This window comes from Bacteroides sp. L10-4 (assembly GCF_013373675.1).
Classification (GTDB): Bacteria; Bacteroidota; Bacteroidia; order Bacteroidales; family Bacteroidaceae; genus Bacteroides; species Bacteroides muris.
Window position 1 is genome coordinate 170702 of the sequence record NZ_JABXJH010000001.1, and the last position, 17042, is coordinate 187743.

The following is a 17042-nucleotide window of genomic DNA, read 5'->3' on the forward strand; positions in this document are numbered from 1 at the left end:
TCTTGAAATAAAGCCCGGACATCTTCTAAAGCAGACAGAAGCAGCCTTGACCACAGACTAAAGCATCCTTGGTACAAGTACCAAAGCGCTTTCTTAAATAACGTGTGCAACTTCACCCGCATGGTTTCCTCTCCTTCAAGAAGGAAGAGAATCGTAATAGTACAGACTTATATCACATCAAATACGGCCAAGCTATCAACAACCCACTTTCTGCAAACAACATTTTTAAGAAGGGAACAAACCGCCCCCTCTCAGGGGAAAAGCGTAAACTGCCAATGATGATTCGTGCTGCGGCTCTCATCCAGAGCAAAGCCTTCCCAAGCAAAGGCTTTCAAGTCTTCAGGACGCCCTATGCGGTTCTTGACAATGAAACGCGTCATTTCTCCCCGGCACATCTTGGCATAGATGACGATGGTTTTCAGCTGCCCGTCCTTCCACACTTGAAACTCAGGCGTAATAACGCGCACCTCCCGCTCCACCCGCTTCCATTCAAACAAGTCCTTCATTTCAGCACTTGCCAAATTAACAAGAACACCACCACTATTTTTAATATCTTCTATAAAGCAGTCCGTCAACAAGGGTTTCCAATAATCAAACATGGAAACTCCCCCTTTTTCGGGCAAGCGGATATCTCCCTCCAGACGATAGGGTTTGATGCCGTCCAGCGGACGAAGCAGCCCATAAAGAAAAGAAGTGATACGCAGATGCTCTTGCGCATAACGAAAATCCTCCACTGAAAAATCTTTCGGAAGAATGCGTTTGAAAACAGCTCCGGTATAGGCGCAAATAGCCGGCATCGGATGATTCTCTTCCGAACAGAAATCATGAAAACGCAAACAGTTCTCGGTGGCAATTTTGGTATTCACCCGAAGAAGCCTTTCCAATTCGGATACTGGATACTGCGACATTTCCAACGCATTACGCACAGCCTCCGCTTCGAATTTCGGTACCGTGACTTCAGGCACGACAACCGAGCAGCGTGATGCCATGGTCTTCGCACAAGAGATAAGGACAAGCATAACAATTCTTTTTTTAGCAGATGCAAAAATAAAGGTTTTCGACGGAGAATTATGTATACCTATAAAGTTTTTCTCTGGAATTCACCTCCATTTCAAGAGTTTTTCATACCTTTACACCTTGTTGGAGAAAAGTGCACGTATTGAACCTTCCTGCTCCCCAACATATTGAGACAGAAAAAGAAAAAACAATATATAAAATGACTCACAAATGGAATTATCAACCCATTACACCCGAACAGGCAGAAGCAAGCCAACAACTGGCCCAAGAATTGGGAATTAGCCCAATATTGGGAAAATTGCTGGCGGAGCGGGGAATAACAACGGCAGCGGATGCCCGGAAATTTTTCCGCCCCCAACTACCGGACCTATACGACCCATTTCTGATGAAGGATATGGATATAGCCGTAGAACGCCTGAACAAGGCAATGGGAAAGAAAGAGCGCATTCTTGTTTATGGAGATTATGACGTAGACGGTACCACGGCTGTGGCATTGGTCTACAAGTTTATTCAACAGTTCTATTCGAACATCGACTACTATATCCCCGACCGTTACAATGAGGGGTATGGAGTTTCAACCCAAGGAATAGACTATGCCGCAGAGAGTGGTGTAGGCTTGATTATTGTATTGGACTGCGGTATCAAAGCCATCGAAGAAATCACATATGCCAAGGAGAAAGGCATTGATTTCATCATCTGCGACCATCATGTCCCCGATGACGTACTGCCTCCTGCCGTAGCCATTCTGAATGCCAAACGGGAAGACAACACCTATCCTTATGAGCATCTGTCCGGATGCGGCGTAGGTTTCAAGTTCATGCAAGCATTTGCCATCAACAATGGCATCGAGTTCCATCACCTGATTCCCCTATTAGACCTTTGCGCTGTCAGCATCGCATCGGACATTGTCCCCATTATGGGTGAAAACCGTATTCTTGCCTACCACGGCCTAAAGCAGTTGAACAGCAATCCCAGTGTAGGATTGAAAGCCATCATTGATGTATGCGGACTGACGGACAAGGATATCACTGTCAGTGACATTGTATTCAAAATAGGTCCCCGTATCAATGCCTCCGGACGTATTCAGAACGGAAAAGAAGCCGTTGACCTGCTTACTGAAAAAGATTTCTCCCTTGCTCTGGAGAAAGCCGGACAAATCAATCAATACAACGAGACCCGCAAGGACTTGGACAAAACCATGACCGAAGAGGCCAATAAGATTGTGGCCGATTTGGACGGACTTGTCGACCGCCGTTCCATTGTATTGTACAATGAAGACTGGCATAAAGGCGTCATCGGAATCGTTGCCTCCCGGTTGACGGAAATCTATTACCGCCCGGCAGTAGTACTGACACGTACGGATGATATGGCAACCGGTTCCGCCCGTTCCGTCTCCGGATTCGACGTCTACAAAGCTATTGAATACTGCCGCGACCTTCTGGAAAACTTCGGAGGTCATACCTACGCTGCCGGTCTTTCCATGAAGGTGGAAAATGTACCAGCCTTTATCGAACGTTTCGAAAAGTTCGTATCACAAAACATCCTGCCGGAACAGACATGTGCCGTCATCGATATCCATGCCGAGATTGATTTCAGAGACATCACTCCGAAATTCTTCAGCGACCTTAAGAAATTCAATCCATTCGGTCCGGACAATGCCAAACCCATTTTCTGCACGCACAATGTCTATGATTATGGTACCAGTAAAGTCGTAGGGCGAGACCAGGAACATATCAAGCTGGAATTGGTGGACAACAAATCAAACAATGTGATGAACGGCATCGCTTTCGGACAAAGTTCTCACGTACGCTTCATCAAGACCAAACGTTCCTTCGACATTTGCTATTCCATTGAGGAAAATACCCATAAACGAGGCGAGGTACAATTGCAGATTGAAGACATAAAACCGAATTAAAAGCCTCTCCCCTCCCCCTCTCTCCGGTTCTCCGTTATAGGGGGGGATAATCCCGTAAGAAGGAAATAAGGATAATACTGCATTATATAAGGAAATGATAAATATCGGTTGATACTATAAGATAATTAATCACTAATACTTAATTAGGAGAAAACATCAGTTCAACGATAAGAAGTAGTAAAAAAGTCCAGTAAAGTAATGAGCAGCAATAGCAACTTCAAAACTCCCCTCCTTGCGGGATTGCTCTCTCCCGATAACGGGGGAACCGGAGGGGGTGGATTGGAGATGAAGCTTTTAAAGCAGTACTGGGGTCATGACGCCTTCCGGGGGATACAGGAAGACATCATCAACAGCATTACCGAGGGACGGGACACTTTGGGGCTAATGCCCACGGGAGGAGGAAAATCCATCACTTTTCAGGTTCCGGCGCTTGCCAAAGAAGGACTTTGCCTGGTCATCACCCCGTTGATTGCCCTCATGAAAGACCAGGTACAAAACCTGAAAAAGCGAGGAATCAAGGCACTTGCCATCTACTCGGGCATGAGCAGGCAGGAAATCATCGTCACATTAGAGAACTGCATATTCGGCAATTTCAAGTTTCTCTATATTTCTCCCGAAAGGCTCGATACAGAAATCTTCCGCACCAAACTGCAAAAGATGAGAATCAGTATGATTACGGTAGATGAAAGCCACTGCATATCACAATGGGGCTACGATTTCCGTCCAGCCTATCTGAAAATAGCCGAAATACGCAAACTGCTGCCCGGCGTACCAATCCTGGCATTGACAGCCACCGCCACTCCGGAAGTAGTGAAAGATATCCAGGCCCGTCTGCATTTCCGTAAGGAAAATGTGTTCCGTATGAGTTTCGAACGCAAAAACCTCGCCTATATCGTCCGCAAAACAGAAAATAAGACGGGAGAGCTGTTGCACATCCTGCGCCGTATGCCCGGAAGCGCCATCATCTATGTGCGCAACCGTCGCCGCACCAAGGAAATTACCGAACTGCTACACAACGAAGACATCACCGCAGATTTCTACCATGCCGGACTGGATGACGCCACCAAAGACATCCGTCAACAACGCTGGCAGACAGGAGAAAGCCGCGTCATGGTCGCCACCAATGCATTCGGTATGGGTATAGACAAACCGGATGTACGGATTGTCATCCACATGGATTTGCCCGATTCCATCGAAGCCTACTTCCAGGAAGCAGGACGTGCCGGAAGGGACGGACAAAAAGCCTACGCGGTCGTCCTTTACGCCAAGTCGGACAAGGCAACACTGCACAAACGCATTCCCGACACCTTTCCTGAAAAAGAGTATATAAAAGAAGTATATGAGCATCTTCAATACTATTACCAGATGGCAATGGGAGATGGACAAGGCTGTGTACGCGAATTCAATATAGAAGACTTTTGCCGAAAGTTCAAGTATTTCCCCGTTCCCGTGGACAGTGCCTTAAAGATTCTGACACAAGCGGGATACCTGGAATATACAGATGAACAAGACAACGCATCCCGGCTACTGTTCACTATCCGGCGAGACGAGCTTTATAAACTGAGGGAACTCGGCGAAGACATGGACAAACTCATCCAAACCATTCTCCGCTCCTATACCGGAGTCTTCACAGACCATGCTTTCATCAATGAAGAATCACTGGCCATACGCACCGGGCTCACACGCCGGCAAGTGTATGAACAGCTCATCCACCTTGCCAAGCTACGTATCGTCAGTTACATCCCCCGCAAAAAGACACCATATATAATATACACGCGAGAGAGAGTTGAAATGCGTCACCTGCAAATTCCTCCCGCCGTGTACGAGGAACGCAAAAAGCGATACGAGAAACGCATAAGTGCCATGCTGGATTACGTGAGCAGCGACACCGTGTGTCGCAGCCGGATGCTGCTGCACTACTTCGGAGAGAAAAACGGACACGACTGCGGACAATGCGATACCTGCATCAGTTTGAGGAACAAGAAAACTTCCGACCACCTTTCGGAAAAGGAACTTTCTGAAAAGATTCTTCAAGCCCTATCTGACAAACAACAAACTCCGGCCACTTTGGCAGAACAAATACCGGCTGATAAAAACATGTTCATCGATGTGTTACATGGATTGTTGGACGAAGGCAAGGTAATTGCTGTCAACGGAATGCTTCAAATCAAAAAATAATTCACTACTTTTGCCGTTGGAAAAGAATGCCCTGCCACTGAAAGGAACATCACTTATCAGCCATGCCCACCTTTTCCTTTTTAATTTTTAATTCTTTAATTTGTAATCACTTATGGGATTCTTTAAATCTTTTTTCTCCGGCAAGTCAGACAATCCGGAAAATGAGAAACAAAAAAACGAACAGAAGAATTTTGAGATATTCAAGTATGACGGTATGCGTGCACAACGCATGGGCCGTACAGACTACGCTATCAAATGCTTTACTGAAGCTCTTGCCATTCAGGAAGACTTTGAAACCATGGGATATCTCGTCCAAGTCTGCATCCAGACCAACAAACTGGACGAGGCACACAAACTGCTGGAACGCATGACCGAAATAGAACCGGAACATACCTCCTCCTACCTCAGTCTTGCCAACGTATGCTACATGCAGGAAGATTATCCTGCCATGGCAGATGCAGCAAAGAAGGCTATCGAGATAGAAGAGGGCAACGCCATAGCACACTACCTGCTAGGCAAAGCGGACAATGGGCAAGGAGACGGCATCATGTGCATCGCCCATCTTACGAAAGCCATCGTACTGAAAGATGATTTTACTGAAGCCCGTCTGCTCCGTGCCGAGGCTCTGGCACAAATGCAACAATATAAGGAAGCGGTGGAAGACATAGACGCCATTCTGGCACAAGACCCGGAAGACGAAGGTGCCATCTTGCTCCGCGGAAAGATAGAAGAAGCTACGGGAAACAAAGAAAAAGCTGAAAGCAGTTATCAGAAAGTAACGGAGCTGAATCCCTTTAACGAACAAGCCTTCCTCTACTTAGGCCAGCTTTACATCACCCAAAATAAGCTGACAGAAGCCATCGGGCTCTTTACGGAAGCCACAGAACTGAACCCCAATTTCGCAGAGGCCTATCATGAGCGCGGACGCGCCAAGTTACTGAACGGCGACAAGGAAGGTTCTGCAGAAGACATGAAGAAAGGACTGGAACTCAATCCTAAGGAAATACAGAACTTTAACGGACAATATGGTAACCAGCCGGAGGGAAGAACCGGTAATATCCTGGGATTATAACAAATTCAATTATTGCCGCCAATGAAACGAAATTTGTTTCTGTCAGTACTTTTTGTACTGATGTTCGCACCTGCCCATGCACAGCAAGTGAACATACTGTCCTATAACGTACATAATTGCATCGGCATGGACAAGGAGTACAATTACCAACGCATTGCCAATGTTATCAGTCAAACTTCTCCTGACATAGTTGCCCTGCAGGAGCTTGACAGTATAACGGTGCGCAACAAAGGAATCCATACTCTTGGAGAGCTAGAAAAACTGACCGGAATGCACGGCACCTATGCAGCAGCCATTCCTTTTCAGGGTGGAAGCTACGGCATCGGAATTCTCTCCAGAGAGATACCCGTAAAATACGAGATTATTCCAATGCCCGGACGGGAAGAAAAACGCACCTTCATTATTGCAGAATATAAAGATTATGTATTTTGTGCCACACACCAGTCTCTCACTCCAGAGGACCAGCTCCTTGCCGTGCCATTGATAGAAAAAGCCTTGCAAAACCTCGATAAGCCCATTTTGATGGCAGGCGACATGAACTCTGCACCAGCAAGCGCTCCTCAGCTGGAATTGGAAAAACATTTTGCCACCCTCAATGACACAACCTCTTGTACTTTCCCGGCAGACCGTCCCAACCAATGTATAGACTACATCTATGGCTATTCCAAGAATGGGTATCGGTTTGATGTGCAATACCGAAAAGTCATAGAAGATACCATTGCATCCGACCATCGTCCGGTTCAAGTCATTGTACAAATCAAAGGGAAATAAGTTAAATTGCTACTATCCCTAAAAAAAACATTGTTTTTTGTTTGTATATAAAAGAAAAGCATTACTTTTGTCGCGTAATCCAAAAAACAGAGAATACAAGTATGAAGTCATTTACTTATGCATATTACTTCTTTTTTTACTTTTACTTTAGCCAGAAAGTAGAGCGGGAGTTTGTATGTATCAAGTGACAGTGATGCTTAAGGACTGAATAGAGAACCAAGTAAATATACTGAATCCCGCTCCATCGTATGGAAGCGGGATTTTTTTATAGCATAACCAAGAAAATAAAGAATAATGAAAAAGGTAGCCATTCAAGGAACATTAGGCTCGTATCACGACATCGCCGCACACAAGTACTTCGAAGGAGAAGAAATAGAGTTAATCTGTTGCGCCAGCTTTGAAGACGTATTCGGCGCCATCAAGAAAGACAGTCAGACCATAGGAATGCTGGCAATAGAAAACACCATTGCAGGTAGTCTGCTGCACAACAATGAGCTATTACGCCAAAGTGGCGCACAGATTATCGGCGAGTACAAGCTGCGCATTTCCCATAGTTTTGTTTGCCTGCCCGATGAAGACTGGGATGATATTACTGAGGTCAACTCCCACCCCATCGCCCTGATGCAATGCCGTGAATTCCTCGGACAGCACCCCGGTATAAAAGTGGTGGAAGGCGAAGATACTGCCCGCAGTGCCGAAATCATCCGAAAAGAAAACCTGAAAGGTCATGCCGCCATCTGCTCCAAAGCAGCCGCAGAGCGTTACGGCATGAAGATTCTGCAGGAAGGCATCGAAACAAACAAGCACAACTTCACCCGCTTCCTGGTAGTGGCCGACCCTTGGCAAGTGGATGAGCTGAACCGGCACCGTAGCAAGGACGTCAACAAGGCAAGCATGGTATTCACCCTTCCCCATACCGAAGGAAGCCTTTCTCAGGTATTGTCCATTTTGTCCTTCTACCGCATCAACCTGACCAAGATACAATCACTGCCCATCATCGGACGGGAATGGGAATACCAGTTTTACGTAGATGTCGTGTTCGACAATGTACTGAGATATAAACAATCCATTGCGGCCATCACACCGCTGACCAAAGAACTGAAAATATTAGGAGAATATGAAGATGGAAAGTCAAACATCTAAGATAAAGCCGGCCGAACGTCTGGCAAGCGTAAGCGAATACTACTTCTCGAAAAAACTGAAAGAAGTGGCACAAATGAATGCGGAAGGCAAGGACGTCATCAGCCTGGGCATCGGAAGCCCCGACATGCCACCTTCCGAAAAAACAATCCGAACACTTTGCGAAGCCGCCTGCAATCCAGACGGACATGGCTATATGCCCTACGTAGGCATCCCCGAACTGCGCCGCGGTTTTGCGGACTGGTACAAAAAATGGTACGGTGTAGCATTGAATCCCAACACAGAGATACAACCGCTCATCGGCTCCAAAGAAGGCATCCTGCACGTGACACTGGCTTTTGTCAATCCCGGCGAACAAGTATTGGTTCCCAATCCCGGCTATCCTACTTATACTTCATTAAGCAAGATTCTCGGCGCCGAGGTCGTGAACTATGACCTGAAAGAAGAAAACGGCTGGATGCCCGACTTCGACGAGCTGGAACGGATGGACACGAGCCGTGTAAAACTGATGTGGACCAACTATCCCAATATGCCCACAGGGACAAATGCAACACCGGAACTGTACCGGAAGCTGGTGGACTTCGCACGCCGCAAGGATATCGTCATCGTGAACGACAACCCTTACAGTTTCATCCTGAACGAACATCCCATCAGCATCCTCAGCATTCCGGGTGCCAAGGAGTGCTGCATAGAATTCAATTCCATGAGCAAAAGCCACAATATGCCGGGCTGGCGTATCGGCATGCTTGCCTCGAATGCCGACTTCGTACAATGGATACTGAAAGTAAAAAGCAACATCGACAGCGGTATGTTCCGTGCCATGCAACTGGCAGCCGCCACCGCTCTGGAAGCAGAGCAGGACTGGTATGACGGCAACAACGCGAACTACCGTAACCGCCGCCGGATGGCAGGAGAAATCATGCATGCCTTGGGTTGTACCTACGACGAAAAGCAGGTAGGAATGTTTCTCTGGGGCAAGATTCCCGACAGTTGTACAGACGTAGAAGAACTGACCGAACGCGTACTGCATAAAGCCAGGGTATTCATCACTCCCGGGTTTATCTTCGGAAGCAACGGGAAACGGCATATCCGCATCTCACTCTGCTGTAAGGACAATAAACTGGCAGAAGCATTGGAACGCATCAAGAGTATGAAATAAATGCTTACAAGCAGGAGACAGACAACCTAAATCCGGAATCCCCGTTTACAAAAACTCCACCGGAGATTTAGTAAAACGAGAGGAATGATTTAGTAAAATCCTCTCCGACGTTTTGGTAAATCTTGGGAACCGCGTTCAGAAAAGTCTCCCGAGAGGGAAAGAATTATAAGAGAAAAAGAGTATAAATAAAGAATATTATTAAACAAATAAAGAATATGGAACTCGAACTAGAACCTATCACATTGCCCGGTGTTGAGAACAAACGCCCTATGGTAATAGCCGGCCCCTGCAGTGCCGAAACCGAAGAACAAGTAATGAGCACAGCCAAACAATTGGCTGACAAAGGCCTCAAGTTATTCCGTGCCGGTATCTGGAAACCGCGTACCAAACCGGGCGGCTTCGAAGGAGTAGGTGTAGACGGCCTTGCATGGCTGAAGGAGGTAAAGAAAGAAACCGGCATGTATGTTTCTACAGAAGTTGCTACCGCCAAGCATGTATACGAATGCCTGAAGGCTGGAATTGACCTTCTTTGGATAGGCGCACGTACCACCGCCAATCCTTTCGCCGTACAGGAAATTGCCGACGCACTGAAAGGCGTAGATATCCCGGTACTGGTGAAGAATCCGGTAAATCCTGACCTGGAGCTGTGGATTGGAGCTTTGGAACGTATCAACAATGCAGGCTTGAAGCGTCTGGGTGCCATCCACCGCGGGTTTAGCAGCTATGACAAAAAGCTCTACCGTAACTTGCCCCAATGGCATATTCCCATTGAGCTGCGCCGACGCATCCCGAACCTGCCCATTATCTGCGACCCCAGCCACATAGGCGGAAAGCGCGAGCTGGTTGCTCCACTCTGCCAGCAAGCTATGGATTTGGGCTTCAACGGTCTGATTATCGAGAGCCACTGCAACCCGGACTGTGCCTGGAGCGATGCAGCCCAGCAAGTCACCCCGGATGTGCTCGATTATATCCTCAACCTGCTCGTCATCCGCAAGGAGACGCAAAGCACCGAAAATCTCAGTGAATTACGTAAGCAGATTGACGAATGCGACAACAATCTTATTCAGGAGCTGGCCAAGCGAATGCGTGTGGCACGAGAAATCGGCACTTACAAGAAAGAGCACGACATAACCATCCTGCAAACCGGACGCTACAACGAGATTCTCGAGAAACGCGGCTCGCAAGGCGCATTGTGCGGCATGGATGCCGAATTCATCAAAAAGGTATTTGAGGCGATACACGAAGAGAGCGTGAGACAACAAATGGAAATTATAAACAAGTAATTATTCAATGCACCAATATCAGCACATTAAACATCATGAGAATATTAATACTTGGAGCCGGGAAAATGGGCTCTTTCTTTACAGACATATTGAGTTTCCAGCACGAGACGGCCGTGTTCGACGTCAACCCGCACCAACTGCGCTTTGTCTATAACACCTACCGCTTCACCACGCTGGAAGAAATCAAAGAATTCGAGCCGGAGCTAGTCATAAATGCCGCTACGGTGAAATACACACTGGACGCTTTCCGTCAAGTGTTGCCGGTACTGCCCAAAGACTGTATCATCAGCGACATCGCCTCGGTAAAGACCGGGCTGAAGAAGTTCTACGATGAAAGCGGTTTTCGCTACGTGTCGACACATCCTATGTTCGGCCCCACTTTCGCCAGCCTCAGCAACCTGAATACAGAGAATGCAATCATCATCAGCGAAGGCGACCACTTGGGCAAAATCTTCTTCAAAGACCTCTACCAGACCATGAAGCTGAATATCTTTGAATATACATTCGACGAACATGATGAAACCGTAGCCTATTCCTTATCCATTCCTTTTGTTTCCACCTTTGTGTTTTCGGCAGTCATGAAGCACCAGGAAGCTCCGGGCACTACATTCAAAAAGCACATGGCCATCGCCAAAGGTCTGCTGAGCGAAGATGATTACCTGCTCCAAGAAATTCTCTTCAATCCGCGCACCCCCTCACAAGTGGAGAACATCCGTCTGGAACTGAAGAACCTACTGGAAATCATCAGCAATAAGGATGCGGAAGGTATGAAGAAATACCTGACCAAAATCCGGGAAAAAATCAGATAACCAAGCACAAGTGTGTGCTCCGATGCCAAAGCACACACTTGTATCTCAACTAAAAACCACATCTTTGCCTCCTGAAAGCTGCATCAAAACAGCAGCAATATTTTATCCACTTTAATTTTTTTAATTCATGGCATCTATCAAGAACAAATCAAAGCTTGCCGCCACGCAAAGCAAGCAGGCAAAGAACAATGCTTCGCCCAAAGCAACCTTACAACTATTCATGCAAGAAAACATCGACCGCATGCACCGACTGGGCAAAGTGCGCACCGGCGAAACCTACACGTGTACGCTCAACAGCTTCATGCGCTTCCGCCAGGGAAAGGATGTACTTTGGAAAGATTTCGACGCAGACTTGACGGCTTCCTATGAGGCCTATCTCAAATCGACCGGAGTGAGCATGAACACCATCTCCTTCTACAACCGAATACTGCGGGCCGTGTACAACCGGGCGGTAGAGAAAGGCTTTACGAAACAAGTATTCCCCTTCAAGAATGTCTATACGGGAGTGGAGAAAACCATACGGCGAGGACTGCCCATAAAAACCATTCGCAACATCCGAAACATGGACTTGTCACACTGCCCCTCATTGGACTATGCACGCGACATGTTTTTATTCAGCTTCTACACCCGAGGCATGTCATTTGTGGATATGGCTTACCTGAAAAAAAATGACCTGAAAAACGGAATCCTCACCTATCGACGTAAGAAAACCGGACAACGTCTTTGCATACGATGGGAACGAGATATGCAAGATATACTCGAAAAATACCACATATCCCAAGAATCACCTTATCTGCTCCCCATCATTCATAAGATAGGAAAAGAAGAAAGAAAACAGTACAATAATGCGCTACACCTCGTCAACAAAAAATTAAAATTTATCGGCAGCATATTGCAACTTTCCATACCGCTTACCATGTACGTTGCCCGCCATTCTTGGGCCACTGTGGCCAAAAGCAAAAACATTCCGCTTTCTGTCATTAGCGAAGGAATGGGACACGACTCTGAAAATACAACGCTGATATATCTGGCTTCACTTAATACAGAAATTATAGACAAAGCCAATAAGCTCATTTTAGACCTACTTTAAACATACAGAGGCAAATACATCTCTTCCCAAGAGATGGAACCAAGCTGATGTTAAAATCAAAACTTCATCTCTTCCCAAGAGACGGATTTGGGTTGCAAAAGTATGATAAACAGTGATAATATCCAAATGTTTCTTTGTTTTTTTATCTGGAATTCATGAATTTGTGAAATTGTATATCGAAACGTATATTGGAATGCGGCTTTGTACTTATGCCCTTGCAGCATGTTGTCATTGATTATTATGCTATACATCTCTTGGGAAGAGATGAATCCTGAAACTACAGTCCGCAAGCGCAGACTGTAAAGAATATAGAAACTAAAAAGCACTATTACACATTGTAATTGTACAACAAAAAAACAATGAATAGTAATTCTGGCAGTATCTATGTTTTTGCTGAATACTCTTCATTGCAACCACCAGCGACATATAGGCTGGGCATACGGAATTTTGTTTGATTCCTTTTAGGAATTTATTGGTAATTTGATAATTTTTCTCTATAAGTAGAAGAGATTAAGATATTAATGACACTAACAAATCTTAAATAATGGGAAAGATGACTTTAAAACTTTATGTGGTTTTGTTTTTAGGTCTTTTCAGCATGGGAGCCAAATGTCAGGAAGTGGCTCTGAAAAGTAATCTGCTATACGACGCCTTCGCTACACTGAACGCAGGCGTGGAAACGGGATTGGCAGACAGATGGACGCTCGACGTATCTGCCAACTACAACGGATGGACACTCTCGCACGACCGGAAGTGGAAACATTGGCTTCTGCAACCTGAAGCACGCTATTGGTTTTGCGACCGATGGGCAGGACACTTCGTTGGAGCACACCTGCTCGGAGGTCAATACAACGTTGGCGGGCTGAAAAACGACTTCTCTTTTCTGGGAAGCGACTTCTCCAAACTCTCTGACCGGCGTTACCAGGGATGGTTCCTGGGCGTGGGTGCGGCATACGGGTATTCCTGGATTCTGGACAAGCATTGGAACCTGGAAGCCGAAATAGGCTTCGGATATGTCTACACACGATTCGACGCCTACCCTTGCGCCAACTGCGGAACAAAGCTCGAGAAAGACAAACCGCACCACTACGTCGGTCCTACCAAGGCCGCGGTAAACCTTGTATACACATTCTAAATTCATCCGGTGGTTATGGACACTATGAACAAATTAGCTAAGAAAATGATTTTTGGCTTGTTATGCCTATGTTGCGCACTGGGAGCCGACGGCCAAACACTGACGGACGGACAGATAGCAGTACAAAACCTAGCCGTCTCAAAGCAAGAAGACAAACTATTCGTGGCGATGGACCTCGACATCTCCGTACTTAAGCAAGGAAGCAACCGTGAAGTACTGTTCACCCCTTCGCTCACCCTTAAAGACGACAGCCTCAGCCTGCCTGCCATACGCATTGCGGGGCGTAACCGTTATTACCACCACCTGCGAAACGCCTCCGACACCGAACGGCTCTATCGCAACGGCGAACGCAATCTGATAGAATACCGCGTGACGGTGCCCTATGAAAAATGGATGGGAAGAGCCCGGCTCAGCGCCACCGAAACCACTTGCGGATGTTGCGACGCCCCCTTGACCAGCACCACTACCCCTCTGAGCAAACTACGGCTGGAAAAACGCGTACCTACACCTTTCGTACCCGCGTACGCCTACATACGCCCTAAGGCCGAGCAGAAAATCAACCGGATTGAAGGTTCAGCCTACATCGACTTCCCCGTGAACCGTACCGAAATACATCCCGACTACCGACGCAATCCTGAGGAGCTGAAGAAGATTCTTTCTACCATAGATGCCGTGAAGAATGATGCAGACAGCAAGATTATCAGCATCAGCATCAAGGGATATGCCTCGCCCGAAGGATCGTACAGCAACAACATACGCCTGGCCAAGGGACGTACTGAAACCCTGAAAGAATATGTACGCAAGCAGTATGTTTTCCCCCAATCACTCTTCACCACCGGCTTCGAGCCCGAAGACTGGGAAGGACTGGAGCGCTTCGTAACCTCCTCGCAACTAAAGAACAGAGAAGGCATTCTGGCCTTAATACACAGCGACCTGGACCCTGATGCGAAAGACCGGAAAATCAAGGCAACCTATCCCGCCGACTATGCTTACCTACTGAGCGAAGTCTATCCCGGACTGCGCCATTCCGACTATGCCGTACAGTATGAGGTACGTGCCTATACAGACCTTGCGGAGATCAGGAGCCTGCTCAAGAGCCACCCCCAGAAGCTGAGCCTGAACGAAATGTACCTCGTCGCGCAGGAGATGGAACCGGGCAGCGACGAGTATAACGCTACCTTCGCAACTGCCGTACGTATGTTCCCCGACGACCCCGTGGCAAACCTCAACGCTGCCAATACTGCCCTACGCCTCGGTGACCTGAAAGGAGCCGAAACTTATCTGGGCAAGGCGGGCGATGCTCCCGAAGCCATCTACGCACGCGGCATACACGCCGCCCTGCTGAAGGACTATGACGCAGCCCAACCACTACTGAAGCAAGCGTTACAGAAAGGAGTGGCGCAAGCGGAAGACGCGTTGCAACAGATAGAACGCATAAGACAAGAGATGGCCGAAGACGCGGAATAAAGGAGAGGAAACAACAAGAATATAACACCGAAATAAATAAACTCTTAATAAATTATACGCTATGAAAAGAAAAAACTGGAGTATTTTTTTCATTGGTATGCTGGCAATGTGTACCATTGCAGGATGCAGCGACAACGAACTGAACGGCAGCAATGAACCGGGCGTATACCCGGGACATCCCGAAGATGCCGTATACATGAATGTGAACATACAATTGCCCGTAGGAGGAAAAAACACAAGAAGTGAAACCGACTCAGACAAGGATGATGACTATGGAACCAGTACAGACGGTACGGAGGTAGGAAAGGATTACGAGAACAAGGTGAATGGCGTCTTGATTGTATTGGCGGATGCAAGCAACAACTTCATCGCTGCCGGCGAACACAACTCATTGCCGGTAGTGCGTGAAGGAATCGTCAACACAACCCAGAAAATCAATAAATCCGCATTGGCCGCTTACTATGGCAACGGGACACTTGGAGCAGGAAAAGACCAAGTCAATCTTTATGTATTCTGCAATCCGACAATGGAGTTGAAACAAATCTTCGAAAAGTCCGGTACCGACAACAAATGGATTGACGAGATTGCCACTCTTGAAGAAAAACCTAACGGAACTGCTACAGGAGCAGCTGTCTGGGGAGGAAACGACCACAAGGCAGGCTTCCTGATGGCCACGGCAAGCAGCAAAGACATAAAAAAGTATATTCCGAAGAATTTTACCGATTGGGACAACTTTACAACTGAAAACAATGCCTTTGATTTCTCGGGCAAAAACACCTTGAGCAACGGCACCGAAATCGGGAATATCGGAAATATCCGTGTGGAACGTGTCGTGGCACGCTTCGATTTCAAAGACGGCAGTCCCAGCAAGGACCAGACATACGTCATAGCAGAAAAAGACAACAAGCCTACGCTGAAAGTCAAACTGAACAAGATGGCGTTGATTAACATGAGCAAGCATTTCTACTACCTGCGCCGCGTATCCGATAACGGTCTGGCCAACAACGTGGAAATCTGCGGAACCGAATACGACAGCGGACAAAGCTATAACTTCGTAGTAGATACCGATGCCGAACAAAAGAACGGAGACATCAATGCAAGCTATCCTTTTGCCGACTACTTCAATTTCTGCCTCGGACACCAGGATAACAACACTTGGAGTATTGACGAGACAGCCCGCGACCAGTGGTACACCAGTCTGATTAGCGACGTTATCAAAAAAGACGAAGACAACGATGACAAATGGAACAACAACCACAGCCGAGACGGTTACCGCATCTGGCGTTATGCCACCGAGAACACCATCCCCGGCATGAACAAGCAGGAGAACGGCATCAGTACCGGCATCGTGTTTAAAGGAAAAATTCAAGTAACAACAGATGCTCCCCAAGCATTGCAAGATGCTATCAACAAGGCAACAGGCGATTCTAATGCCGATGCCATCCTTTACGCTTACTCCAACCAACTTTATGTAAGCTGGACAGAAGTACGCAAAGCCGCACTTGACGCAACGGCAAACGAGGAATTCAAGAAAGCGGTATTCGGAACACCGAAAAATACTCCGTCGGAAACCGTCTATAGCGATGATACCAAGAGCCCCGACTACCTGTGGAACATATGGCATAATGTAAAGGGCCACAACGATGCAGCCGCTTTATCGGCTTTCAAGGAAGTAGCCACCAACAAAGACCATCAGTTCACCCTCTACCAGTCGAGCGAGGACAAGAATGACGGTGCAGGCTACTACTGCTACTACTTCTACTGGAACCGTCACAACGACAACGGCAACAACGGTGTAATGGGCCCGATGGAGTTTGCCGTGGTTCGCAACAACGTGTACAAACTGTCTGTTGTCGACATCAACCGCCTTGGTCATCCGCGCCTTAGCGAAAACGACCCCGACCCCGTCGACCCCGGAACTCCGGACGAGAAGGGCGACATCTACCTGAAGCTCTCTGTCGAGGTGCTTCCTTGGGTGGTTCGCATAAACGACATTGAATTCTAAA

General features: G+C 47.2%; 13 protein-coding genes. 12 read left to right on the plus strand and 1 reads right to left on the minus strand.

Annotation, left to right across the window (positions count from 1 at the left end; genetic code table 11):
* Positions 1 to 251: 251 nt before the first annotated feature.
* Positions 252 to 1019 carry a peroxide stress protein YaaA gene (gene yaaA, locus HU824_RS00675; protein ID WP_176467748.1) on the minus strand — a complete coding sequence of 256 codons (768 nt, stop codon included), beginning with the start codon at positions 1017 to 1019 and terminating at the stop codon, positions 252 to 254.
* A 197-nt stretch (positions 1020 to 1216) separates the two neighbouring features.
* On the opposite strand from yaaA, the gene recJ reads away from it, so the two are divergent.
* The 12 genes from recJ (at position 1217) to HU824_RS00735 (ending at position 17041) form a co-directional block, all read left to right on the plus strand.
* Entirely contained in the window at positions 1217 to 2932 is a 1716-nt protein-coding gene (gene recJ / locus HU824_RS00680; protein ID WP_176467749.1) for a single-stranded-DNA-specific exonuclease RecJ, read from the plus strand.
* Between the two features lie 285 nt (positions 2933 to 3217).
* Positions 3218 to 5110 (plus strand): ATP-dependent DNA helicase RecQ, encoded by a 1893-nt coding sequence (locus HU824_RS00685; protein WP_176467769.1) that lies wholly within the window; start codon positions 3218 to 3220, stop codon positions 5108 to 5110.
* A 112-nt stretch (positions 5111 to 5222) separates the two neighbouring features.
* Positions 5223 to 6182: a tetratricopeptide repeat protein gene (locus HU824_RS00690; protein ID WP_176467750.1), complete on the plus strand. Its 960-nt coding sequence runs from the start codon at positions 5223 to 5225 to the stop codon at positions 6180 to 6182.
* A gap of 21 nt (positions 6183 to 6203) precedes the next feature.
* Entirely contained in the window at positions 6204 to 6953 is a 750-nt protein-coding gene (locus HU824_RS00695; protein WP_176467751.1) for an endonuclease/exonuclease/phosphatase family protein, read from the plus strand.
* Positions 6954 to 7247: 294 nt separating this feature from the next.
* Positions 7248 to 8096: a prephenate dehydratase gene (locus tag HU824_RS00700; RefSeq protein ID WP_016273090.1), complete on the plus strand. Its 849-nt coding sequence runs from the start codon at positions 7248 to 7250 to the stop codon at positions 8094 to 8096.
* A complete protein-coding gene (locus tag HU824_RS00705) occupies positions 8071 to 9252 on the plus strand; it encodes a pyridoxal phosphate-dependent aminotransferase (RefSeq protein WP_016273091.1) in 1182 nt (393 codons plus the stop codon). The genes HU824_RS00700 and HU824_RS00705 overlap by 26 nt, the downstream gene beginning before the upstream one ends.
* A gap of 215 nt (positions 9253 to 9467) precedes the next feature.
* Complete coding sequence (locus tag HU824_RS00710) at positions 9468 to 10535, plus strand: bifunctional 3-deoxy-7-phosphoheptulonate synthase/chorismate mutase type II (protein WP_016273092.1); 1068 nt, start codon at positions 9468 to 9470, stop codon at positions 10533 to 10535.
* 35 nt (positions 10536 to 10570) lie between these two features.
* On the plus strand, positions 10571 to 11344 hold the full coding sequence (locus HU824_RS00715; protein ID WP_016273093.1) for a prephenate dehydrogenase/arogenate dehydrogenase family protein: 774 nt from the start codon (positions 10571 to 10573) through the stop codon (positions 11342 to 11344).
* A 127-nt stretch (positions 11345 to 11471) separates the two neighbouring features.
* Positions 11472 to 12434: a site-specific integrase gene (locus tag HU824_RS00720; RefSeq protein WP_176467752.1), complete on the plus strand. Its 963-nt coding sequence runs from the start codon at positions 11472 to 11474 to the stop codon at positions 12432 to 12434.
* Positions 12435 to 12987: 553 nt separating this feature from the next.
* A complete protein-coding gene (locus tag HU824_RS00725) occupies positions 12988 to 13569 on the plus strand; it encodes a DUF3575 domain-containing protein (RefSeq protein WP_016273096.1) in 582 nt (193 codons plus the stop codon).
* A gap of 15 nt (positions 13570 to 13584) precedes the next feature.
* Positions 13585 to 15036 (plus strand): DUF3868 domain-containing protein, encoded by a 1452-nt coding sequence (locus HU824_RS00730; protein WP_255260428.1) that lies wholly within the window; start codon positions 13585 to 13587, stop codon positions 15034 to 15036.
* Positions 15037 to 15097: 61 nt separating this feature from the next.
* Complete coding sequence (locus HU824_RS00735; RefSeq protein ID WP_176467753.1) at positions 15098 to 17041, plus strand: Mfa1 family fimbria major subunit; 1944 nt, start codon at positions 15098 to 15100, stop codon at positions 17039 to 17041.
* The last annotated feature ends 1 nt before the right edge of the window (position 17042 follow it).